Annotated in this window: 24 protein-coding genes; all 24 read right to left on the bottom strand. The window is 38.8% G+C overall.

Annotated elements, in window-relative coordinates; all coding sequences use genetic code 11:
- Window positions 1-453 precede the first annotated feature (453 nt).
- Window positions 454-843 (bottom strand): helix-turn-helix transcriptional regulator, encoded by a 390-nt coding sequence (locus J7J10_03930; protein MCD6130078.1) that lies wholly within the window; start codon window positions 841-843, stop codon window positions 454-456.
- 64 nt (window positions 844-907) lie between these two features.
- Window positions 908-1783, bottom strand: coding sequence for a tRNA pseudouridine(55) synthase TruB (gene truB, locus J7J10_03925; GenBank protein MCD6130077.1), 876 nt, complete (start codon window positions 1781-1783; stop codon window positions 908-910).
- Window positions 1755-2735, bottom strand: coding sequence for a bifunctional oligoribonuclease/PAP phosphatase NrnA (locus J7J10_03920; protein MCD6130076.1), 981 nt, complete (start codon window positions 2733-2735; stop codon window positions 1755-1757). Before J7J10_03920 ends, truB begins: the two co-directional genes overlap by 29 nt.
- A complete protein-coding gene (gene rbfA / locus J7J10_03915) occupies window positions 2728-3078 on the bottom strand; it encodes a 30S ribosome-binding factor RbfA (protein MCD6130075.1) in 351 nt (116 codons plus the stop codon). Before rbfA ends, J7J10_03920 begins: the two co-directional genes overlap by 8 nt.
- Entirely contained in the window at window positions 3075-3356 is a 282-nt protein-coding gene (locus J7J10_03910) for a DUF503 domain-containing protein (GenBank protein MCD6130074.1), read from the bottom strand. Before J7J10_03910 ends, rbfA begins: the two co-directional genes overlap by 4 nt.
- Entirely contained in the window at window positions 3353-5446 is a 2094-nt protein-coding gene (infB, locus tag J7J10_03905) for a translation initiation factor IF-2 (protein MCD6130073.1), read from the bottom strand. The genes J7J10_03910 and infB overlap by 4 nt, the downstream gene beginning before the upstream one ends.
- A complete protein-coding gene (gene nusA, locus J7J10_03900) occupies window positions 5447-6697 on the bottom strand; it encodes a transcription termination/antitermination protein NusA (protein MCD6130072.1) in 1251 nt (416 codons plus the stop codon).
- A gap of 9 nt (window positions 6698-6706) precedes the next feature.
- Entirely contained in the window at window positions 6707-7168 is a 462-nt protein-coding gene (locus J7J10_03895) for a ribosome maturation factor RimP (protein MCD6130071.1), read from the bottom strand.
- A gap of 121 nt (window positions 7169-7289) precedes the next feature.
- The gene (gene folD, locus J7J10_03890) at window positions 7290-8138 is read right to left on the bottom strand and encodes a bifunctional methylenetetrahydrofolate dehydrogenase/methenyltetrahydrofolate cyclohydrolase FolD (GenBank protein ID MCD6130070.1); all 849 of its coding nucleotides are present in this window, start codon (window positions 8136-8138) and stop codon (window positions 7290-7292) included.
- A complete protein-coding gene (locus J7J10_03885) occupies window positions 8139-9011 on the bottom strand; it encodes a diadenylate cyclase (protein MCD6130069.1) in 873 nt (290 codons plus the stop codon).
- Window positions 8980-9165 carry a hypothetical protein gene (locus J7J10_03880; GenBank protein MCD6130068.1) on the bottom strand — a complete coding sequence of 62 codons (186 nt, stop codon included), beginning with the start codon at window positions 9163-9165 and terminating at the stop codon, window positions 8980-8982. Before J7J10_03880 ends, J7J10_03885 begins: the two co-directional genes overlap by 32 nt.
- Window positions 9149-10675 carry a 2-isopropylmalate synthase gene (locus J7J10_03875; GenBank protein ID MCD6130067.1) on the bottom strand — a complete coding sequence of 509 codons (1527 nt, stop codon included), beginning with the start codon at window positions 10673-10675 and terminating at the stop codon, window positions 9149-9151. The genes J7J10_03880 and J7J10_03875 overlap by 17 nt, the downstream gene beginning before the upstream one ends.
- Window positions 10647-11381 (bottom strand): CDP-diacylglycerol--serine O-phosphatidyltransferase, encoded by a 735-nt coding sequence (gene pssA, locus J7J10_03870; GenBank protein ID MCD6130066.1) that lies wholly within the window; start codon window positions 11379-11381, stop codon window positions 10647-10649. The genes J7J10_03875 and pssA overlap by 29 nt, the downstream gene beginning before the upstream one ends.
- Complete coding sequence (locus J7J10_03865) at window positions 11374-12024, bottom strand: phosphatidylserine decarboxylase family protein (GenBank protein MCD6130065.1); 651 nt, start codon at window positions 12022-12024, stop codon at window positions 11374-11376. Before J7J10_03865 ends, pssA begins: the two co-directional genes overlap by 8 nt.
- Complete coding sequence (gene ilvC / locus J7J10_03860) at window positions 12024-13040, bottom strand: ketol-acid reductoisomerase (protein MCD6130064.1); 1017 nt, start codon at window positions 13038-13040, stop codon at window positions 12024-12026. Before ilvC ends, J7J10_03865 begins: the two co-directional genes overlap by 1 nt.
- Window positions 13041-13047: 7 nt before the next feature.
- Window positions 13048-13524: an acetolactate synthase small subunit gene (ilvN, locus tag J7J10_03855; protein MCD6130063.1), complete on the bottom strand. Its 477-nt coding sequence runs from the start codon at window positions 13522-13524 to the stop codon at window positions 13048-13050.
- 8 nt (window positions 13525-13532) lie between these two features.
- Complete coding sequence (gene ilvB / locus J7J10_03850; protein ID MCD6130062.1) at window positions 13533-15227, bottom strand: biosynthetic-type acetolactate synthase large subunit; 1695 nt, start codon at window positions 15225-15227, stop codon at window positions 13533-13535.
- Between the two features lie 66 nt (window positions 15228-15293).
- Window positions 15294-17279 carry a DNA translocase FtsK 4TM domain-containing protein gene (locus J7J10_03845; GenBank protein MCD6130061.1) on the bottom strand — a complete coding sequence of 662 codons (1986 nt, stop codon included), beginning with the start codon at window positions 17277-17279 and terminating at the stop codon, window positions 15294-15296.
- Entirely contained in the window at window positions 17279-18934 is a 1656-nt protein-coding gene (locus J7J10_03840) for a ribonuclease J (GenBank protein ID MCD6130060.1), read from the bottom strand. Before J7J10_03840 ends, J7J10_03845 begins: the two co-directional genes overlap by 1 nt.
- A complete protein-coding gene (gene rsmA / locus J7J10_03835; protein MCD6130059.1) occupies window positions 18922-19698 on the bottom strand; it encodes a ribosomal RNA small subunit methyltransferase A in 777 nt (258 codons plus the stop codon). Before rsmA ends, J7J10_03840 begins: the two co-directional genes overlap by 13 nt.
- Window positions 19680-20669, bottom strand: a complete 990-nt coding sequence (gene pdxA, locus J7J10_03830) for a 4-hydroxythreonine-4-phosphate dehydrogenase PdxA (GenBank protein ID MCD6130058.1) — start codon at window positions 20667-20669, stop codon at window positions 19680-19682. The genes rsmA and pdxA overlap by 19 nt, the downstream gene beginning before the upstream one ends.
- A 1-nt stretch (window position 20670) precedes the next feature.
- Window positions 20671-20934 (bottom strand): RNA-binding S4 domain-containing protein, encoded by a 264-nt coding sequence (locus J7J10_03825; GenBank protein MCD6130057.1) that lies wholly within the window; start codon window positions 20932-20934, stop codon window positions 20671-20673.
- Window positions 20931-21785 (bottom strand): peptidyl-prolyl cis-trans isomerase, encoded by an 855-nt coding sequence (locus J7J10_03820; protein ID MCD6130056.1) that lies wholly within the window; start codon window positions 21783-21785, stop codon window positions 20931-20933. The genes J7J10_03825 and J7J10_03820 overlap by 4 nt, the downstream gene beginning before the upstream one ends.
- A 62-nt stretch (window positions 21786-21847) precedes the next feature.
- Window positions 21848-24985, bottom strand: a complete 3138-nt coding sequence (locus J7J10_03815; GenBank protein MCD6130055.1) for a DEAD/DEAH box helicase — start codon at window positions 24983-24985, stop codon at window positions 21848-21850.
- Window positions 24986-25264: the final 279 nt, after the last annotated feature.

The following is a 25264-nucleotide window of genomic DNA, read 5'->3' as shown; positions in this document are numbered from 1 at the left end:
TCCCGCGCACGCGGGAATCCAGAGTCCAGATTCCGTGTCAAGCACGGAATGACAGGGGGGACGGAATGACAGGGAGAGAGTGTCATTCCCTCTGTCATTCCCGCGCATGCGGGAATCCATACCCCAGATTCCGTGTCAAGCACGGAATGACAGGGAAAGAATGTCATTCCCTCTTCCTTTGTCGTAAAAACCTCCAGTTTTTACGACCAAATCTGCGATTTGTGTCATAAAATTCTAAGGGAATTTTTACGACCAAACCTGCGGTTTGTGTCATTCCCGTGAAAGCATGCCCTCGACCTGATCGGGGGCGGGAATCCAGAGTCCAGATTCCGCATCAAGTAATGTCACCCCGCACACCGATGCGGGGGCGGAATGACAAAGAAGGAGATAATCCGTAAAATCCAGTGGTAATCCTGTGGCTAAATTCTTTTTTAGGCAAGCAGGGTTGTTTTATTATTCCTTAGATTTATACTCTTTATAACTGTTTAGAAATGCATCTATACTTTTCTTGAGATTAGAAAACATCTCTACCCACTTTTCCAAGTTTTTCTCTCCTTCTTCCGTAATGGTATATATACGGCGGGCAGCACCCTTTTCCTTTATATTCCACCGCGATTTTAATAATCCCTCGTCTTCCATATTTCTCAGGGTTTTATATATATAACCTACTTCGTAGTTTTCATACTTCACGCCGATTTGCTTCAGCCTTTCTATCAAATCATAACCGTGTGATTCTTCACCGAGAAGAAAGAAAAGTAAAAAAGCCCGCAAAAATCGGGGCGGTCTATCACCAGGATAATCTTTTGACCAACAGCTTATCTTTAATCCTACTAATTCTACCATTACTATATACCTCCTATTTATATTCATATTTATATTTATATTCTAATACTATATAATGATATTGTCAATGAAATACTCTATTATATAAGAACCCTTTGCTATTATAGGAAATAAGAGCATAGATATGATTGTTTTTATCTACTACCCGCCATAGCCTTTTTTCCATTTTTAAATCTTGAGCAAAGAAATCAGGGGATATCTTCTGTCCATGCTTTATTTTCTCCTCATATCCCTTTTTTAAAAGCAAGGAAGGTAAAAAAGAAAGCGCTTTGTCTATACTGATCAAACAGTGAGGTAATTTCTTATCCAAATCGGCAAGTTTTATCGCATCCTCTACTACAAACGGATAAGATTCTGTTCGCCTTAAACTTTCTACTACAGCACCTGTTTTAAGTCTCTTACCGATATCATTCACCAAACTTCTTACATATGTTCCTTTTGAACACTTCATAGAAAAACATACCCTATTTTCTTCCATAGACCGAAAGAAAATGCCATATATGTTTATCTTTCTGGGAGATATAAAAACCCTTTCTCCTCTTCGAGCATATTCATAGAGCTTCTTTCCCTTGTACTTCACTGCCGAAAAAGGTGGAGGAATTTGTTTAGTCTCACCTATAAATTCGTTCAATACATTCTTTATTTCGTTTTGTCGTATGGGTTCAAATTCTGCTCGGTGCAAAATCTTCCCCTCCATATCATAGGTATCAGTAGATATACCCAATATCATGCACACATCGTACCTTTTATAACCAGCAGAAAGAAATGTAAGAATCTTTGTGGCTTTCCCTACACCAATAACTAAAAGCCCCGTAGCTAACGGATCTAATGTTCCCGCATGCCCAATCTTTTTAACATTCAGTTTTCTGCCTACAGCATGAACAACATCAAACGATGTAGGCCCTCGTTCTTTATCTATGAGAAGAATACCGTCCATCATTAATTTTAGAAAACGCCCATATAATCTTTTCCTTCACCTCATTCAAACTGCCATTTATCTCACAACCGGATGCGTTTTTGTGTCCGCCACCGGCAAACAGCACAGCCATTTGAGAAACATCTACACTGCCCTTAGAACGCATACTTATTTTAAAAAAAGATGGTTCATCTTCTCTCAAAAGGACGCCCACTTCACTGCCTTTCACCGCTCTCGCAAAATTTACAAAGCCCTCCGTGGACTTGGTTTGGGTACTTGTCTTTTTATACATATCCTGAGTAACACACATAAGGGCGAGTTTTCCATCACAATAAGTTTCCAATGTGCTCAAGGCAAATCCTAATAATTTCAGTGTACCGAATCGCCGCTCTTCATAAATATTGGATGCAACATGCCATGGGTCCACGCCACATTCCAAAATTTCTGCTGCTGTTCTTAAAACTTTAGGCGTGGTACTGAGATACCTGAATGAACCAGTATCAGTAAGAATAGCTGCATAAATTTGGGTAGCTAAATTTTTATCCACAGGAAAATCTATATATTTTACAAATTGCCACACCAAACACCCTACCGCCGCGGCATTACTGTCAACAATATTTATGTCACCAAAATGCGTATTTGTTCCATGATGGTCTATATTTACCACTACATCTATTTCTTCTCTTATAGAATTGCTGAAACCCGTACGCTGAAAATCCGCACAATCCAAAGCAATCAACACTTCACAACCACCTTTTTTTAAGGGTTTGATTAAATCTGCATCCGGTAAAAATGCAAAGTTTCCCGGAATAGGTGTGGCATTAAATATCTCTACTTGCTTTCCCTTCTTTCTTAATATTCTACCCATAGCCAGGCTTGAACCTATCGCATCACCATCAGGATTCTTGTGAGAAACAACAACAAATGATGTTCGCCTCTGTATCAACTCACCCAATCTTCTCCACTCTTCATTCATGTGGTTCTTTTATCTCTTTCAATATATTATCTATATAAAGTCCCCTTTCCATGGATCTGTCATAGATAAAAGAAAAATGCGGGACACATCTCAATTTTACTCTCTTTGCTATTGCCCGTGTAATAATGGAAGAAGCGTGGCTTAAAATATCAACCACCTCTTGAGAATTATAATTTTTTGCATTCACATAGACCTTAGCATGTTTTAAATCATTGCTTACATCCACATCTATTACTGTAACAGCCTTAAGACGCTCATCCCTCACATCAAATAATAAAGTTTCCGCCAATGCACGATGTATCTCTTTGGCCACCCTTATACTTCTCTTGCAAGGTCTTCTCATAAAATACTCCTTTCTATATTTATCACTTCCACATCACATCTATCTTCTATACTTCTCAAGACACGATTTAGCAGCTCTCTTGTAAAATGCACATTGGAAGAAACACAAGCTACGCCGAGTTGAGAATAATTATACTTTGCATTATCATCTACAACGCTTATAGAGATATTAAACTTGCTTCGCAATTGATCTTTAATACTGCTTAAGATACGCCTCTTATCTTTCAGATTAAAACTATTATTTAACAGCAATGAAATATTCAACAACCCTACGATCATTCTCGAGCTACTTCTTTTATCCTGTATACCTCTATAATATCCCCTACTTTCACATCGTTAAAATTCTCTATTTTCAGTCCACACTCATAACCAGCGGCCACGTCTGGTACATCTTCCTTGAATCTTTTCAAGGAAGCAATCTTCCCTTCATAAACAACCACATCGTTTCTTATCACATGTACTTGCATATTTCTCAACACATGACCACTTCGCACATAGCAACCCGCTATCGTTCCTATATGAGGAGCAGAGAATATCTCTCTTACCTCAACTTGACCCAACACCTCTTCTTCCAATATAGGAGCAAGCATACCTGTCTGTGCCTTTTTTATATCATCTATCACATCATAGATTACCTTATAGGTACGTATGCCAACCTTTAAATCCTGAGCCAATTTTGCTGCTTCCATTGTTGGTCTAACATTAAAACCAACAATCATAGCACCAGAGGCAGATGCCAAATTAACATCCGTTTTATTAATTGCTCCCGTGCCTGCGTGGATAACATTTATCGTTACCTCATCCATAGAAAGACGAGAGATAGCATTACTTACAGCCTCAATAGAACCAGAAACATCTGTCTTAATAATAATAGAAAGCTCTTTTACCTCTTTTCCTGCTTGAGCTAATAAGCTTTCTAAACTTATTTTCGGCAATGAAACCTGCAATTCCTTCTTTCTTACAGTACGCTCGTGAGCAATTTGACGAGCAATCTTCTCATTCTTTACCACAACAAATGTATCACCAGCCGATGGTACACCATGAATTCCCAAAACCCTCACTGGCGCTGACGGTCCTGCCTCTTTTATTCTCCCTCCCGCATCGCTGATCAAAGCCCTTGCTCTTCCATAAGTTGAACCGACAACAAATACATCTCCTCTTCTTAAAGTTCCTTCTTTCACCAGGACAGTAGCCACAGGCCCCTGCGCAGGATCCAAAAGCGCTTCTACGACCACCCCTCTCGCATCTTTATCTGGATTTGATTTTAACTCTAAAATATCTGCCTGCAATAACACATTCTCCAACAACTCATCAATACCTATACCTTTTTTTGCTGAAATATTAGTGAATAGATTGTCTCCACCCCATTCTTCAGGAACAATGCCATAATCTGCCAACTCCTTTTTCACCTTATCGGGATTAGCATTGGGTTTGTCGATCTTGTTTATAGCAACAACGATGGGAACACTAGCTGCTCTGGCATGGTCTATCGCCTCCTTGGTTTGAGGCATTACCCCATCATCAGCTGCCACCACTAAAATAACAATGTCTGTAATCTTTGCACCGCGAGCTCTCATCTCTGTAAATGCTTCATGTCCTGGTGTATCCAAAAATGTAATCTTGTGCCCATCTACTGCAACCATGTATGCTCCAATGTGTTGAGTAATTCCGCCTGCTTCACCCTGAGCAACCCTCGTTTTCCTAATATTATCCAATAATGTAGTTTTGCCATGATCCACATGGCCCATCACCGTAACCACCGGCGAGCGCAGTTTAAGGTTCTTCTCTTCATCAGATTCAGCGGCAAGCCCAGAAAGTAATTTCTCCTCCCTTGCTTCTTCTTTCTTCAACTTCCATCCGTATTCTTCGGCTATAACACCTGCTGCACTTTCATCAATAAAGTCATTCTTTCTCAACATAATACCTAACTGAAACAACTTGGATAAAACCTCTGATATCTCTACATCAATCTTCTTTGCAAACTCATAAACCGTAGTATCACTGGCAATCTTAACGGTCTTTTCCGTCTCTTCTTCCTGTTTCTTCCTTTTCGCATATTTTTTTCTTTCTTTAAATATTCGAGGAGTAGCTCTTTCAATAAGCTCTTTTTTCCTCATCTCATAAGCCAACCGTCTCGCTTCTCTCTCTTCTCCTACCTTTTTCGCTGCAGCCTTAGGCCTAATAATTTTGGACTTCACTCTTGCTGCCTTTTTCTGTTGCCATTCATGCACAAACTTATCGGCAGTTTCCTCATCTATCGTGCTAAAATGGTTAGCCGCTTTTATACCCTTTTTCTCCAAATAATCTATAACAACCGAACTTTTTATATTGAGCCTTTGAGCAATACTGTATATTCTTACCTTTCCCATTTAAGTCTCCTCGCCACGAGTGATATGCTCCCATATTAAATTACCCCTCTTTTTACCCAAGCCTTTTATATTTAAAAGCGCCTTTTTGCCCGCTCTTTTCAAATCATCAACACTTTCGTATCCAGCATTATAAAGGGTCTCTGCCACTTTTTCTCCTATTCCTTTCAATTGACAAAATTCTTTTACTATCTCTTCTTCTTCCTCTTCGCCTTCCTCTTTCCAATTATATTCGGAACTCTTCACAATATCTATATTATAACCGGTAAGTTTGGCTGCCAGTCTTGCATTTATCCCTTTTTTGCCAATAGCAATAGGAAAATCTTCATCAGTAACAACCACCAGTGCTTTTCTATTCTCTTCATCTATCTCCACAGCCAATGCCCTGGCAGGAGAAATGCTGTTTGCTATTAAAACCGAGGCATTGTGCGACCACTTTATTACATCTATTTTTTCATCACCTAATTCTTTCACCACAGCCGTTATGCGCACGCCCCTGGACCCCACACATGTACCCACAGGGTCAATGCGTGAATCTTTAGCATAAACAGCCACTTTTGTTCTCTGCCCAGGTCCTCTCGCAACAGCCTTTATCTCCACTCCCCCGTCTCTTACCTCCGGCACTTCTTTAACAAATAATTCCCTTACAAAACCAGGATGAGTTCGCGAAAGAATAAGCTTCACACCTCTCGCCTCTCTTCTTACACTTAAAAGGTATACCCTTATAATATCGCCAACAATAAACTTATCCGCTGGCGATTGTTCTCGTTGTGGCAATACCCCCATTGTATTTTTAAAATCCACAATTATATTACCGTGAACATCAACGCTCCAAACTGTACCTGTTATAATCTTCCCTTCTTTCTTTTCATATTCTTCGAAAGTTGAACGCCTTTCTGCTTCCTTAAACATTTTAAGGACTGCATTCTCAGCTGTTGCAGCCGCTATTCTTCCCATTTCCTTTGGATCAATAAGTACTTTTAGTTTACTTCCCCTGCGAGCATTTTCTTTATAATTTTTCGCCTCAGATAAAGATATCTCACCTGCACTCTGAGGATGTGATACCACTTTTTTTTCCACATATAGTTGGAATAATCCCTTTTCCTTATCAACTACAACCTCTACGGGAATGTCTTCGCCGAATTTCCTTTGTGCTGCAGCCTTCATTGCATCTTTAATAACATCCAAAAGCTCATCTATAGAAAGATCATGTTCTTTGGCAATACTTGCAGCCAATTCAAATAACCCTTTCATTAATGCCCCCTAAACAATGCCTACCAGATGAGCTTTTTTAATCGCGTTTAACGGTATCCTGTATACTACACCATCCTTTGAACGAATGATTATATCCCCCTCATCCACATCTTCTAAGCGTCCGCTGAAGTTTCTCTGCCCTCCTATAGGTTCCTCGGCATGAACCATTATATCATTTCCCACATTTTGTACAAAATGCTCTTTTGTTCTAAGTATCCGATTTATGCCAGGAGAGGAAACCTCCAATGTATAAGGTTCATCAATAAAATCTTCCACACTTAAAACCATACTTACCTCCCTGCTTATTCGTACACAATCACCAACGGTCACTCCACCTGGCTTGTCTATATATATGCGCAAAACTCCATATCTCCCTCGTTTCAAAAATAATATATCATAAATAGAAATCTTCCTTGTCTCAACGAGCGGCTTGATAATCTCTCTTGTTCTCTCTTCAATATCATACTGCATTTTCTAATTATATACTTAAGATTTTTATATTCAAGGAAAGTACGATAAAGTTAATTTATCGTACTTTCCTTGCAATTCTCACAGAGAATTGTCAAGGAAACATGAAGCGTTTGTCAATAAGCTATTTCTTGCTCAAACTTAAAGAAACAGCCTTTAATGTATTATGGAGAAGCATGGCAATGGTCATAGGCCCTACCCCCCCAGGAACAGGGGTGATAAAAGATGCTTTAGGAGAAACACTTTCAAAATCCACATCGCCTACCACTCTATCGCCCATTTTCTTAATACCTACATCTATCACCACAGCCCTTTCTTTAATCATATCTCCATTTATGAGTCCATTTTTGCCTACCGCTGAAATTACAATATCTGCAGTAGCTATCTTATCTCTAAGATTTGCAGTAAAAATATGACATACCTGCACTGTCGCATTCTGGTTGAGCAATAGAAGAGCCATTGGTTTTCCTGTCATATTACCCGCACCAACGATAACTACATCTTTCCCTTTCACCTCTATACTATAAGCTTCTAAAAGTTTCATAATACCTAAAGCGGTACAGGAAGTAAAACACGGATTCCCTCTTGCCAGCCTTCCCATATTGTAAGGATGAAACCCGTCCACATCCTTATAAGGAGCCACTTCCTCCAATACCCGATTTTCATCTATATGTTCAGGTAGAGGAAGCTGAATAAGAATACCGTGAACCATCGGATTTTCATTTAGTGTCCTAATAACTGACAATAATTTTCCCTCTGTTATCTCTTTGGGCAAACGATGATTTATGGAATATATACCTACCTGCTCACAGGCTTTTGTTTTCATATTCACATAGAGCAGAGAAGCAGGGTTATCCCCCACTAAAATCACGGCCAGCCCAGGAACAATGCCATTCTTCTTGTAATTTAACACCTCTACCTTTATATCTTCCATTACTTCTTGAGAAAGCGTCTTCCCATCTAAAATTGTCATTTAAGAAGACCTCTCAATACGCATAATCATTTTGCCTTTTTTAAATATAGATACATCACCCGTAGATGCAGAAACAACTATAGCCACAGCATTTGTTGAAGCAGTCATGGAAGCCGCAGCCATATGCCTGGAACCTAAACCCTTAGGTAAATCACCAACACTTACAGGAGAAGCAAGATAAGCACCAGCTGAAACAATCACGCCTCCCCCATCAATCACTATTGCTCCATCCAACAAACTATACTCCTTTAATGTATCAGAAAGATCATTCGTTAGTATATTCCTTTCATCCTCAGCATAACCCTTAAATGGGTTAAATATCATCTGCCTGGAATAACTCATCACCTTCTCCGCATCTCCCAACATGAATATCGTTCCTATCACTCTTCCTTCTCTTCCCATAGAAGCTAAATCCAAAGCAATAGATAAAACCTTCTCAAAAATTTCTCCCTTTATATCCAACCCTAACTTGATATCTCTCGCTGAGAATAGAAACTCATTCTCAGTCGCCATATCTATGCAAAACAAGCTGTCCACCTGTCCATCCGCTCCTCCCAAAAGACAGACAACCGTTTCATCCATTTTTAGCAAGCCTGAAGATAAAGCAATCATCAAAGCCAATTTTACCTTGTTTATACGGGTAATTTTTATAGAAGGAACAGATATCACACCTCCTGCATCCTTTAGTTCTTTCAGGTCTATATCTTCACTTTCCCTTAGAACAATAATCTTTTTAATGTCACTGCCTATATCTTTTATACCATTACAATCTAACCCCACATCTTGATAGTAAAAGAGCAGGACAGCTTTTTCTAACTCCTTACATAAACTTATGCTTACATTAAGAAGCTGTTCCTTTATTTTTTGTTGCATCCTTATTATCTTCCTTTATTTCTCCTTTAATCGTCACATCCCTTACAAAATCAGGGCAATTTAAAACAACGCCCTTAGAAAGAAATCTCTTCTTACAGGTGTGTCTCCATGCACATATAGCGCACAAATTTCTCTCTTCACTCACTTCTTTTATACACTAAAGCTTTATTTAAAGCATTAATATAAGCCTTAGCCGATGCCTCAATAATATCTACCGCTATTCCTCGACCTGAAATGTCTCTCTTTATATCGGGAAATTTCACCCTTATAGAGACCTCGCCTAAAGCATCTTTTCCTTCAGTAATCGCCTTTATACGGTAAGAACTAAGTTTGCCCTTTAACCCTATAATTCTCTCCAAGGTTTCATAAATTGCCTCTACCGGCCCATTTCCCGAGGCAGCATCCTTCATCCTTTCTTCTCCTTTTCTCAAAACTACCGTTGCTGTAGGTATAGTAGTAGTCCCACTGATCACCTGCAGAGACTCTAAACTATAGACATCAGGAGAAGGAGATACCTCCTCGTCCATTAAGGCAATAATATCCTCATCATACACCTCTTTCTTTTTATCTGCCAAAAGCTTAAATTTCTCAAATACACGGAAAAGTTCTTCCGGTGAAAGGTTAAATCCCAATTCAGCCAACCGCTTCCCTAAACCTCTTTTACCAGAATGCTTGCCCAAAACTAATCTGCTCTCGCTTAATCCTATATCTTCCGGCTTCATAATTTCATAAGTCATACGCTCTTTGATCATTCCATCCTGATGAATACCTGCCTCATGGGCAAAGGCATTTTCTCCCACGATTGCCTTATTTCTCTGCACCACCAAACCTGTAAGTTTTGTGAGTAACCTACTAGCTCTATAGATTTCCTTTGCATTTACATCCGTGTAGACCTTAAAAAAATCTTTCCGTGTTTTTATAGCCATAACTACTTCTTCCAGAGAGGCATTACCTGCTCTTTCTCCTATCCCGTTTATCGTACATTCCACCTGACCCGCCCCGGCTAAAACTCCGGAAAGAGAATTTGCAACAGCCATACCCAAATCGTCGTGACAATGAAGACTTATTATAGCTTTGTCGATATTGGACACATTATTCATAAGATATTTAATAAGCTCATAGTATTCCTGGGGTGCCGTATAACCTACCGTATCTGGTATATTAACCGTCGTTGCTCCATTTTTTATAACCGCCTCTAAAATACGGCACAGATAGTCTCGATCACTTCTCGTTGCATCCTCTGGAGAAAATTCTATATCGTCGGTATAATTTTTCGCAAGCTTTACAGCATCTACTGCCTGATCTATCACCTGATCATATGCCATATGCAACTTCTTTTCCACATGAATGGGAGAGGTAGCAATAAAGGTATGAATTCTTCTTTTTTCTGCTGGTTTCAACGCTTCTCCTGCTTGTTCAATATCACCCTTCACCGCCCTTGCCAAACTGGCAATGGTTGGACCCTTTATCTTCTGAGCCACACGATTCACCGATTCAAAATCACCAGGTGAGGAAGCAGCAAATCCTGCCTCAATCACATCCACATTTAACTTCTGCAACTGCTCTGCCATAAGTAACTTTTCCTCTATATTCATACTTGCCCCGGGCGACTGTTCACCGTCTCTTAAGGTAGTATCAAAAATTATTATCTTTCTGTTTTCCATCTTCCCTCCTTCTAAACAACTTTCTCTTACTAACTTTTACCATACATTCCACAGGCCCAGAAAATATATAGACTATAGAAAGCAAAAACAACACAAAATAAGGTTTCCATAAAAAAACCACAAAAATAGGTATCAGCCCCACTGTCTTCCACCACTTGAAGTCACCTAGGTTTATATGTTTAAAACCTTTATATCTTACATTACTTATCATAAGAAAAGAAACTGCGGCAAATAAAATAACGAAAAGGAAACCCTCGAAAATGTGTATATTAAGTTTAATGGCTATGAGCATCGTGCTTATAACCATCATTGCCGCCGCAGGGATAGGCAAACCAACAAAACTAATCCTCTTATTCTGGACATTAAATCGTGCCAACCTCAATGCCCCCATTAAAAGATAGGCAATGCACAAAAAGATACCCACTTCATCTAAATATCGCAAATACCACATATAACTGATAAATGCCGGTGCCACTCCAAAGGACACCAAATCGGATAATGAATCATACTCCATGCCGAATGTACTCTGAGAGTGAGTGAGACGAGCCACAGTTCCATCTAAACTATCAAATACAACAGCCAAAACAATAAACCACCCCGCTAAGATAAAATTCTCTCTTACTGCAAAGAGCATTGAATAAAAACCGGTAACGATACTTGCGGTGGTAAATAGATTTGGCAAAATATAAATGTTTCTCTTACTCATCAAACACCCCTATCACCGTTTCTCCTGCCTTTACTCTTTCACCTAACTTTACATTCAGCTTCATTGAACAAGGCGTGTATACATCCAGCCGCGAGCCAAACATAATCAATCCAAATATCTCGCCTTTTCTAAAAATACTACCCTTTTTTGCATAACATACAATACGACGGGCAATTATTCCTGCAATTTGAACTACCACCAATCTCTTTCCAGATTTAGTTTTAATGAAAACACCATTTTGTTCATTCAAGAGTGATGATTTTTCTCTGTTTGCCGGATAGAATTTACCCTTATTATAATGAGTGTCAACAACCTCTCCTTCCACAGGAAACCTGTTCACATGCACATCAAACAAAGACATAAAAACACTCACCCTTGAAACCTTTTCCTTTAGGAAAAAACGCTCTTCTGCTCTTGAGATATCTACCACTATACCATCAGCAGGAGAAACTATTAAACCCTTCTCGTCAGGCGCATTCCTTTTCGGATTACGGAAAAAATAGAAGCTAAACAAAACTATTATAATCCAAATCCCGGCGACTATATACCAGTGAAGCAAGAGCAGCACAACAAATAAAAGCAGTTCTCCTATAACAATAGGTATTCCTTCAACTGCAAAAACATGCTGCTCCCCTGTCCTCATTAAGCCTCGTCTCTATCCACAATCTTACTGGCACTGATCCAGGACATCATACTACGCAAGCGTTTTCCCACTCTCTCTATAGGATGATTTTCGTCGTGTTTCACTAAAGCATTAAACACAGGTCTGCCTGCCTTATTTTCCAATATCCATTCCTTGGCAAACTGTCCAGTTTGGATTTCTTTTAATATTTCTTCCATTCTTGTCTTTGTTGCTTCGTTGATTATTCTGGGTCCTCGGGTTAGATCACCATATTCAGCAGTATTGGATATTGAATAACGCATTTCATTTATACCACCCTCATGCATGAGATCCACAATAAGCTTCAGTTCGTGAAAACACTCAAAGTAAGCCATTTCTTCCGGATAACCAGCCTTTACCAGAGTTTCAAAAGCAGCTTTTACCAAAGCTGTCACTCCACCGCATAAAACAACCTGTTCACCAAATAAATCCGTCTCTGTCTCATCCTTAAATGTGGTCTCAATAATACCTGCTTTTCCTCCTCCAATCGCCGAAGCATAAGACAAGGCCAAATTTTTTGTATTACCAGAAGGATCCTGCTCCACCGCGATAAGCATAGGTATGCCTCTTCCCTTTTCATATTCCCTGCGCACCAAGTGTCCAGGTCCTTTCGGAGCAACCATCATCACATTTATAGAAGCTGAAGGTTTTATCTGACCAAAATGAATGTTAAAACCGTGTGCAAAAACTATCGTGTTTCCTTCCTTAAGACATGCCTCTATATCCTGTTTGTAGATTTCTGCCTGTAGTTCATCAGGGACAAGAATCATAATTACATCTGCCCACTCAGCAGCATCACGCACTTCCATTACCCTTAATCCCTTTTTCTCCGCCTTGTTCCAGGACTTACTTGATCTTCTCAAACCCACAACAACATTTACACCACTGTCTTTTAAGTTATTAGAATGGGCATAACCCTGACTCCCATAACCGATTACCGCCACTTTTTTCCCTTTAATAAGAGAAAGATCTGCATCTTTGTCGTAATAAACATTCAATACCATTTTACTCTCCTCTTGTCATTGCTACCTTACCGGTGCGAGCTAATTCTTTTATTCCTAAAGGTTCTAATAAATTCAAAATTGCATTAATTTTACCACTATCCCCTGTTACCTCTATGGTATAAGAATCACGGGCAACGCTTACTACATTGGCACGAAATATATCCACAATACGCAAGATCTCTGCCCTCGTATTGGCATCAGTATGCATCTTCACCAACGCCATTTCTCTCTCCACATACGGTCTACCTCTATATTCTACAACCTTTACAACATCTATTACCTTGTTCAACTGCTTATTAATCTGCTCCAATACCCTTTCATCTCCGCTTGTGACAATCGTCATCCGAGAAAGTAAGGGGTCCATAGTTGGAGCCACATTCAACATTTCTATATTGTAACCTCTACCACTAAAGAGATTGACAATTCTAGACAAAACCCCTGCCTTATTTTCTACCAATAAAGACACAATATATTCCATACAGCACCTCAAACCAGTAACATGTGAGAAATAGGTGCTCCTGCAGGCACCATAGGATAAACATTTTCCTCGGGTGAAATACGTACATCCACAACACAAGCCCCCTTACAACTCAGCATCTTCTTTAGTCCCTCTTCTACATCCTTTTCTTCCTCAAGGCGAAAAGTATCAACACCATAGCTCTGGGCTAACTTTACAAAATCTGGTTGTACGGAAACATCTGTTCCTGAATATCTTCTACCAAAGAACAATTGCTGCCACTGCCTAACCATTCCTAAAAAGCCGTTGTTTAATATCACCACCTTCACAGGTAATTTAAATTCCACTATGGTAGCCAACTCTTGCATACTCATCTGAAAACTACCATCACCCGTTATATTTATTACCACCCGATCGGGATTTGCTACCTGCGCTCCTAATGCAGCGGGAAAACCAAAACCCATAGGGCCCAAGCCCCCTGCACTTAAATGGGTTCGTGCTTTAGTGAAGGTATAAAATTGAGCTACCCACATTTGATGCTGACCCACATCAGAAGCAACGATAGGATAGATATCCTGCGTCAATTGATAGAGTTTCTCAAGCACATATTGAGGTTTTATCGTCTTTTCATCGCGAATATAGGCAAGCTTATGTTCATTCTTCCAATTTTCTATCATTTCCAACCATGGTTTCCTCATCTCTTCCCAATTTCTATCCTTGTACCCATCAAACAAAGGTAGCATCTCCTGTAAAATAAGTTTCGCATCACCCACAATAGGATAATCCACTTTTACATTTTTGCTGATGGATGCAGGATCTATATCAATATGCACTATAGAGGCACACGGAGCAAAATCAGAAAGCTTGCCTGTAACCCGATCATCAAATCTTGCTCCAATAGAAATAAGCAAATCACAATGTTGGATAGCCATATTCGCCCGGTATGTCCCATGCATGCCAGCCATCCCCAGAGAAAGCTCATCTGTTTCAGGAAATGCACCAATGCCCATCAGTGTGGTAAACACAGGAATAGACAATTTCTTGGCCAGTTTGTAAACCTCTTCATGAGCTTCCGAGCTTATCGCTCCTCCGCCCACATACAGAAGCGGTCTCTTCGCTTTGGCGATTATCTGAGCTACCTTCTTTATCTGCCTGGGATTACCATGATAAGTAGGGTTATACCCACGAATAAATACAGATTTTGGATAATTAAACTCAGTCTCATTTACCTGAACATCCTTTGGCAGATCTATCAATACCGGACCTGGTCTGCCGGTTGAAGCAATATAAAATGCTTTTTTTATTGTCTCCGCCAAATCCTCCACATGCTTTACTAAAAAATTATGTTTGGTGCAGGGACGAGTTATACCTGTAGTATCCGCTTCCTGAAAAGCATCATTTCCTATAAGATTCGTAGGTACCTGACCCGTAAAAACCACTATGGGCACAGAATCCATATAAGCATTGGTAATACCGGTAACAGTATTGGTAGCTGCCGGGCCAGAGGTAACAAAAACTACACCTACTTTTCCTGTAGACCTGGCATAACCTTCAGCGGCAAATGTTGCTCCATCCTCTCGCCTGGTTAATATAAAGTTTAAATCCTTTTGTTTATAAAGTTCATCAAACACATTGATTACTGCTCCACCAGGAATGCCAAAGATATGCTTTACTCCCTCTTTTTTTAATGATTCTAAAAGTATACTCGCTCCATTTAACCTCACTTATTCCTCCTAAAACATATCATTTAAACTATTATTATAGCCCCCAAAAATACAAATTGCAAGCAACTAAAGCAAGGCTTCTCTTCTTCCTTTCTCGTCTGGCGGAGAAAGAACGCCATCTCTCTCCATTTGCTCAACAATCCTTGCCGCCCTATTATATCCAATCTTCAATCTTCTTTGAATGTAAGAAATGGAAGGGTTTCCCCCCTGTTTGATTATATCCAAAGCTTCTCCATAATATTCATCATACTCCCTGTTTTCATCTTTCATCTCTTTAGCTTCCTCAATCCCGGAAATAAGTCTATTGTCATATTGTGGCTCTTTTTCCTCTTTCACAAAAGATACAACCCTTTCTATCTCCTCCTCGCTCAAGAAAGCACCATGTATCCTTTTAAGCTCCGATGTACCAGGAGGAAGAAAGAGCATATCCCCACAACCTAAGAGACTCTCCGCTCCAGATGTATCCAAAATCACCCGAGAATCCGCCTTAGAAGAAACCTTAAATGAAATTCGGGCAGGAAAATTCGCTTTTATTAAACCTGTTATCACATCCACCGACGGTCTTTGGGTGGCACAGATCAAGTGTATGCCACTCGCTCGCGCCATTTGAGCCAACCTAACGATAGAAGACTCCACCTTTCTTGAAGAAACCATCATTAAATCCGCCAATTCATCTATCACCACCACTATATAGGGTAACTTTTCACATTCACCAGCTTCTGCCTTGCTGTTATATTTTTCTATGTTTTTCACGCCGGATTGAGACATCGTTTTATATCTTCCTTCCATCTCTCCAACCAGCAAAGACAAAGCTATTGTCGCTTCTTTGGGATCGGTAATAATAGGCATAAACAGATATGGAATGCTATCATATGCTGTAAGCTCCAACATCTTGGGATCTATCATCACAAACTTTACATCTTCTGGTAATGCCTTATACAAAATACTTACAATCATAGCGTTTATACCCACGCTTTTCCCCGAACCAGTGGCACCAGCGATGAGAAGATGGGGCATCTTCACAAGATCCGCAATAAACGGTCTCCCTAAAGTATCTTTTCCTAAAGCCAATGTAAGGCAAGAAGTAGAATTTCTAAAACTTTTAGAGCTAACAACTTCTTTCATATACACAGTTTCCCTATTTTTATTGGAAATCTCGATACCCACCACTGCCTTCCCTGGAACAGGGGCAAGAATTCTCACCGACAATGCCTTCATCGCCATAGCCAAATCATTGGATAGATTAACTATGCGATTCACCCTCACTCCCGCCGCAGGTTCAAATTCATACATGGTAACTACAGGACCAGGCATCACCCCTGTTACCCTTCCTTCCACACCGAAATTCAACAACTTCTCTTCCAAAGCTTGGGACCTTCTGTATATTTCATCATTACTGGCAAAAACAGATTTCGTTACGTGTGACCTTAAAAAATCCAATGGCGGGAAAATCCATTCGCCCGCCTTTTGTTCTCCCGCTCTATCCATCTTTATTTTTTTCTCTGGTTTATAGATCTTAACCTGTTTCTTTGGTGAAAGCTTTTTTTTCTCTGGTTTATTCGATTTGGGAAAAATACTACGGATGCGCAGACCAAGGAGAAAGATAAAAAAGAAAAACAGAAGATAAGTCACAGCAAAACCGCTTGTTTTACCTAAGTAGAGAAAAAAATGTCTTCCTAAAAACGAACCTACAATACCACACTTGTAATATCCTACCCTTATAAGATGCTCACCCGATGCATTCCATAAACCGTAAAAAAACATATCCACAATAACAACAAGCAAGAACAAGATTAAAAAACCACCAACTAAGCCCTTCTTTTTTAAGCTAAAAAGAAACAAAAACAAACATAAAAAAGGCACAAAATAAGCAACATAACCAAAGATAGAAAAGAAAAAATAGGAAATATAAGCACCGCCTAATCCCACTAAATTCTTTATTACCTCTGGATGAGGATAAGATATATCGTTAAAATTGTAAGAAAATATGGATAGAGAAAAAAACAGAAAAAGGACAATAAACAGTGACGGAGCAAGAAACTTCTTGCACATTAAACCTCCATAACTACCGGTAAAACGATAGGATTCCGCATCAACTTTTTATAAAGAAACCTATTTATCGCTTTTCTTATCTTTTTCTTCAGCTCAAATTGATTTGTTCTCATATCCACCCCGGTTTGATTTATAATAAGATTCCTTGCCATAGAACTTGTTTCATCCATAAGTTCTTGAGACATATTTTCATATGTTACACCTTTCATTATAACATCAGGGCCAGATATCAAATCTCCTGTAGTTTTGTTCAACACAACAAACACCATGCAAACACCATCCTTTGACAGCCTCATCCTGTCTCTTAATACTACATCCCCCATTTCTCCTATCTCTCTCCCGTCCACAAACATCCTTCCCGCAGTTACACTACCTGAAGCATAAGTCTTTTCTTTGCTCAGGTGCAGAATATCACCATTATCCAGAAGAAAAATGCTGGATGGAGGAATGCCCATCTTGCGGGCAATACGAGCATGAGTGAAACGCTTAATATAATCACCATGTATAGGTACAAAATAATTAGGCTTACAGGTCATAAGCATAAACTTTAATTCTTCCTGTGATGCATGTCCAGAGACATGAACATCTGAATTCTCTTCATACAATACTTCAGCGCCTCTCCTCATCAGCATATTCACAATGCGAGCAATTGCTCTCTGATTACCAGGTATAGCCTTGGCCGAAATAACAATGGTGTCCGTCGGTTTAACTTTAATTCTCTTATGTTCCCCTAAAGCAATTCTGGATAGACCACTCAGCGGCTCTCCCTGCGAACCCGTAGTTACAATTACCAAACGATCGTCGGGATACATATCAATATTTTCTTCTTTAATCATCATCTCTTCAGGAGCCTTAAAATAACCTAACTCTTGAGCAATTAACGCATTCTGTACAATACTCCTGCCTGTTAAACATACATTTCTCTTAAACTCTTGGGCTACATTTATTATTTGCTGAACACGATGAACATTTGAAGCAAATGTCACAGCTAAAATACGTCCCTTGCTTTGAGAGAATATTCGTTGAAAAACATCCTCCAATACCTTTTCCGAAGGCGTAAAACCAGGAACAGTAGCATTGGTACTATCAGAAAGAAGAAGCAAAATTCCCTCTTGCCCATATCTACAAAAAGAAGCCATGTCAAATGGTTTCCCATCTACCGGGGTATAGTCAATTTTAAAGTCCCCGGTGTGTATAACAACGCCCACAGGTGTTCTTATAGCTAACGCAACACAATCAACGATACTATGCGTAACCCTTAATGGTTCTATGGTAAATGGCCCAATAGAAAATACCTTTTTTGCAGTAATTTCGTGATATTCAACATTGGGTAGTTTAAATTCTTCAATTTTCTTCTTCAATAACCCCAATGTAAGTCTTGTTGCATAAATGGGTAGATTCAAATCCTTTAACAGATAAGGAATAGCCCCCACATGATCTTCATGAGCATGGGTAACCACAATACCCTTAAATTTATCCGCATTTTCCAATATATAGCTAAAATCCGGGATAACGATATCTACACCCAGCATATTTTCTTCAGGAAACATCAAACCAGCATCTACGATGATCGCCTGATTCCCGTATTCAAATACCGTACAATTCAAACCGATTTCAGTGAGTCCCCCCAAAGGGATAATCTTTAATTCTTGCATATCTTATACATCCTTAAAATTTGTTCGCCCGATAATTCCTGCGGTCTTTTATCCTTTATATCAAGACAAACGACGAAGTCGTTTGCTTGCAACTCTCTGCGAGAGTTGTCAAGAGAAAGGGGAGTAAAAATCTTCGCTTTGCGCAGGTTGTTGTATACTGTTTTTCTTCGGGCGAGAAAAAGTTTATTTAAAAACAGAAGAAACTTTTCGTTGTCTATTTGTGCTTTAGTAGGCTTCAACAAAAGACAGCTGGAGTAAACCTTAGGTTTTGGGTAGAATGCATCAGGAGAAACATTAAACAATCTTCTTATACAAAAGTGAAACTGCACAAAAACACTAAATCTACTATAACAAGAAGAAGAGGGTAAAGCCAACATCGTATCCGCTACTTCTCTTTGCACCATCAAAATTGCCTGTATAATCTTTTCCTTTTGAAAGATAATATTTCTTATAATCCTCTTAGAAACATTGTACGGCAAGTTTCCTACCACCACACAGTCCTCAGGAAAGATAAAATCTCTTCCATCTCCATGAATAACCTCTATCTTTTTCTTACTTTTAAATCTCTCCTTTAAATAATCTACTAAACTTTTGTCTATCTCCACCGCCTTAACTGTAAATCCTTTTTCAACAATAAATTTCGTAAGCGCTCCTTTTCCGGCCCCAATTTCTACCACCACATGTCCCGAAGGAATATTATTCACAATACTTAAAGCTACAGATTCTTTATTCAAAAAGTGTTGCCCTAAATGTTTCTTCTGCATTGAACAATTTTACCTGCTAATTTAACAGCTTCTATAAAACTAACAGGAGAAGCTACCCCTTTTCCTGCAATATCAAACGCCGTTCCATGATCTGGCGATGTCCTCACGAAAGGAAGGTTTAAAGTTACATTCACCGCTTTATCAAAACATATTGTCTTCACAGGAATCAACCCTTGATCATGATACATAGCCACAATTGCCGAATATTTCACTCTATTTACAGGAGTAAAAATCGCATCCGCAGGAAATGGCCCCTTAACATCTATTCCCTGCATCTGTGCTTTTTTTATCGCCAATTTTATAGACAATTTTTCTTCTGAACCGAACAATCCATCTTCACCAGCGTGAGGATTCAAACCACATACGCCAATAGATGGACTCTTTATACCAAAATCCTTTATTAGAGAATCATGAGTAATAACAATAGTGTGCAGGACCTTATGCATAGTTATGAGTTCAGGAACATCGGATAATGCCACATGAACGGTTACCAAACTTACCTTTAAATCCGGGCAGCTAAACATCATAACCGTCTTTTCCTTTGCGGCTTTCCCCAAAATGTCTGTATGCCCAGAAAAATCGTGCCCGGCAAGATTCATCGCCTTCTTGTTTAAAGGAGCAGTAACTATGGCTTCTACTTTATTATTCAAGGCATCATCTATTGCACAAACAAAGCTTCTGTAAGCTGCATCTCCTGCCTCTTCGTCTATCTTGCCTATCTTCTCTTTGTCCACTTTAAAGCCTACAACGGGATAAACATTTATTACATTGGGAAGAAAATCGCTGTTCTCATCTATTATATTGACTGACATATTCAGCCCTAAAAGATCCATGTAAAATCGAAAAACGAAAGCGCTCCCATAAACAACAGGCTTGCATATCTTCCAAACTTCAGGAGAAGAAAGTGTCTTTAAAATAATCTCTGGGCCTATTCCCAGTGGATCTCCCATTGTCAAGGCCAGTCTTGGCAAACTATTCCTCATACTCCCTTTCTTCTAACACCTCGTAGAGTTTTTGTGCCTCTTCTTTTCTTATGTTTCCCTTAGGCAAATCTATTACCCTTACCACAAGCTTTTTTAACTGATAATAAACGGAAACAACATCATTCTCTCTTATATCTTTAGATGGTTTTGCCTGGTGACCATTTACCCGTATAAAAGCCTTATCACACATCTCCTTCGCCTGTGTTCTTCTCTTTACAAGGCGCGAAGATTTCAGGAATTGGTCCAATCTCATCTAATAATTCTAACCTGCATTCGCTCTCTGGACGCCTTAAGCCACATATTCAGATGATGAGAAACTTTATCATTAAAGACATGATTTCTTATGTCCTCTTTCATTGTATCCAAAGGAGCAAAACCACCACCTACCTTATCCAATACTTTCAAAATATAAATGCCTTCCTCGACTTCCACAGGCCCACACACACCTCCAGACATCGTTTTCTCTATCATGTTCCTTACACTGTCATTAAATGCATTCATAGGTATGAATACGGGTTTATCTTTTTTCACTGAATATAGCTTCTTGGCCTTTTTAAAATCTATTTTCCCTTGATGAATATTTCCTATTACATCTTTCGCCAATTTCCCTTCACTTTTTTTAAACAATATCATATCTATTTTAACTTCTTTCTCCTGGACATAACTTTTCTTATGACTTTCATAATAGTCTTTCACTTCTGCATCTGTTATGTAGACAAAAGGAACGATAAATTTCTGTATAAATTTCATCCTAATTATATTAAATTCAATTTTCTTTTTATAATAATCTTCGCTCACACCACTCTTTTTCACTTTCTCAAAAAGCTCATCCCGAGAAATATGATTTTCTTTAGACACCTCCTGTATATAATTATCAATTTCATTTTCGCTTACCGTTATTCCTCTCTTCAAACAGAATTCCTTAATCATACAATCATCAACAATCCTTTGAAGTGAATTTTGCTTATAGAAGGGAGACAGGTTTTCCACATCTAATGAAGTTATTACCTCGTTCCCTACAACAGCTTCTATCCTATCCACTACTTCTGCTTGAAGAGGAGAAACACATATAAATAGCAACACAAAAAACCAAAACACGCGCATAATATCCTCTAATAATAAAGATTCATTGACACAGTTGTCAAGCAAATCATTTCATGCTTTGCTTAACAAACATCTCTGATGTTTGTTAAGACATTTCTTGCAAAACCCACTCCATCCTCCTGTAAACTAAATATAACAGAATACACATTATGGAATCTACCACCAAATTTTTGTGTAATTTTGGCTAAGCTATCAACATCCACACGAGTATCAGGATAAAACTCAATATCCAATTTTCCATCTCTGAATGTTATGGTTTTCACATCTATTTTTTGTGCCAATATCTTCATATAAATTACCTCATAAAGATTTTTTACCTCTTGAGGCGGCTTTCCAAATCTATCTACCATCTCCTCGTAAAGCTGCGTTAATCCATCTACCTCCTTCAATTTAGAAAGTCTCCTGTAAAAATCCAGCTTCAAAGTCTCCGGTATATAAAAGTCAGGAACATAAACATCAATATCAGCCTTTATATGTACAGGCATAATTTTTCTACACGGCTCTTTCTTTATTTTATGTGCAACTTCTTCCACCAATTGCATATAAAGTCCATATCCTATCCCCCTTATACAACCTGATTGATCTTTTCCTAATAGATTTCCGCCTCCCCTTATATGCATATCCTCCATCGCCAGACGCAAACTGGATCCCCTTTCAACAAATTCTTTTATCGCCGAGAGCCTCCTCTTCGCCCTCATGCTAAATTCTTTTTCTGACAGTAGAAGATAACAATAAGCGTCTTTAAACCCCCTGCCTACCCTACCTCTCAGTTGATAAAGGTCTGCTAAGCCAAAGTTTTGAGCATCGTCAATTAATATCGTATTTACAGTGCCTATATCCAAACCAGACTCTACAATAGCAGTGGAAATAAGCAGGGGAAATTCCCCCTTTACGAATGCTCTTATAATCTTCTCAATTCTCTTTTTTGGCATCTGTCCATGTATCACTTCCATTCGAATATCAGGCACAATCTCTTGCAAATATTTCCTCACCTCTTCTATATCCTCAATGCGATTGTGCACAAAAAATACCTGTCCCTTCCGCAAAACTTCCTTATATATCGCATCTTTAATTACACCTCTTTTTCTTTCCACTACATGGGTATGAATAGACTTTCTTTCAGGAGGTGCTGTGGCTATTATGCTCATATCCCGAATACCAGAGAGACCCATATTTAAGGTGCGGGGAATGGGAGTGGCAGAAAGAGACAAAATATCTACATCCGGGTATCTTTCCTTCAAGCACTCCTTTGCTTTTACACCGAATCTCTGTTCCTCATCTATAATAAGAAGTCCCAGATTATTAAAATCTATCTTAGGAGAAAAAAGACTATGCGTGCCTATCACTATATCTACACATCCGTTAATCATTCCCCTAATAATCTCTTTTTTCTCCTTTTCTGCTGTAAAACGGCTAATAGTCTTAATGTTCACAGGAAAATCAGAAAACCTGTCTAAAAAGGTATGTAAATGCTGCATAACAAGTATCGTAGTAGGGGCAATAACTGCTGCCTGTTTACCATTAGCCACACATATCGCACAGGCTCTCATCGCTACCTCTGTCTTGCCAAAACTTACATCTCCGCAAATCAGCCTATCCATAGGTTTGCCTTTTGACATATCCTTCTCTATATCAGAAATGGCTTTCTGTTGATCAGGTGTCTCTTGAAAGGCAAATTGCAGGGCAAACTCCTTATAAAATAAAGTATCCACATTATAAGGTTTCTTCTCTATTATTTCTCTTTTCGCATATAACTCTACCAACTCTGAAAGTATCTTCTCTATGGATTTTTTTGCTCTTTCCTTACGCAATTGCCATCTTTTAGAACGCAAACTGTCTATTTCTTCCTCACCGTGATAGGGAGAAAGCAAATAGAGAAAGGTTAAGGGAACATACAATTTATCGTCATCTTTGTATTCTACACACACAAAATCACACTTTTCCTTCCCAAGATTTAATCTCTTTATACCCCCATACATACCTATCCCGTAATTCTCATGTACAATCAAATCACCCACTTTCAGGGACGGAACAGAGAGGAAAGCTTTTTTCTTTAGATATTTAGCTTTTTCTTTCCCAAAAATATCCTCATAGGATATAAAATAGATGTCATCCTGCTGGTCATAAAAACCTTCACTTAAATAGAAGGGAACGAAAGAAATAGAGAAAGAATTGCCCCTTTCCTTAAATAGCTCTTCTATCCTTTCTTTTCTGAAAGAAGAACCACAAGCCACGACAACCTTACTCTTCTTTGATTTTTCTAAGATCATTTCTATCTTTTGAGAAGGAGAAATACCCTTAAGAAAAGACAATAATAGAAGAGGATAAAAAGAAGGAACCAGGGGGTCATCTATAATAAAATGAAAAGCTTTATCTATTGCATCATGCCACCTTTCTTTATTTAAAAGCACATTCTCCGGTTTTGTTTCGCCTTCTTCTTTAGAAAAGCTGTATTTGGCAAAGCTGTAAATAATTTCTCCCTTTTTTAATACTTCATCCTTATTGTCAATAGCAAAAATATCATAATTATCTGCCAGGTAACACCTGCCATTTTGATCCACAATCCGTGCATAACCACCGTCTCCATTCCATTCTCGAGCCGGCAAAATAACAAGCTCGTCCAAACTGTCAAACGAAAGTTGATTTTGAATATGAAATAATTTTATACACTCTATTTCATCTCCAGAAAAATCTATACGGGCAGGTTTATTGTAGAGAGGAGAAAACACATCTATAATTCCTCCCCTCACTGAAAAATCTGCCTCTCTACTTACATTTTCTGTGCGTTCATATCCCAACAAAGAAAGTTTCTCAACTACATTTTCTAATTTTATAGTTTCTTCTTTTCTTAATGCAAAACATTTTCTCTTAAATACTTCTACAGGCATCATGGGCTGAATTAAAGACTCTGAAGGCAACACACAAACGACATCAGTATTTAAAGAAAGGTGATAAATTGTCCTCAGCCTCCGGGTTACAATCTCCTCCAAAGGAGCCAATGAAGTATAGGGAGAAAATTCATAAGCAGGGAAAAGAGCAACTATCTGCCCTTTATTGAAAAAATGATTAAAAAAAACTATATCTTTATAGAGATTATATGCTTTTTTGTTATCCGGTGTAACAACAAGTATGTTTTTCCTTTTCTGTTTGATTATCCAGTAGGCTTTCTGGGAACTACTCTTTAAAAAACCTGTTTTCATCTACTTATATACACAAGTACTGCATCAATTTAAGTCTCATCTCTTCTGTTTTTTTCCTGCTTCATTCATAAACTTTTCTTTTTATATCCACCCCTTTCTTGAATATTATATCCCTTTTTGCCCCCATTTTAATACCCTAAGGTAAACCGCCGCAGTTGTTAAAACAGCAACATCCCCCTTCATTTTTCCTCTAATACTTTTGACAAATCGTTTAGATCAAACGATTTTGAGTAGTCCTCCATGTAGCTCAGACATAATATCTTTAAGGCTTCTTGAGGC

The organism is Deltaproteobacteria bacterium (assembly GCA_021159305.1).
GTDB lineage: Bacteria > Campylobacterota_A > Desulfurellia > JAGGSF01 > JAGGSF01 > JAGGSF01.
The sequence above is the reverse complement of the archived record's forward strand: the minus strand, read 5'-3'. Positions and strand labels throughout refer to the sequence as shown.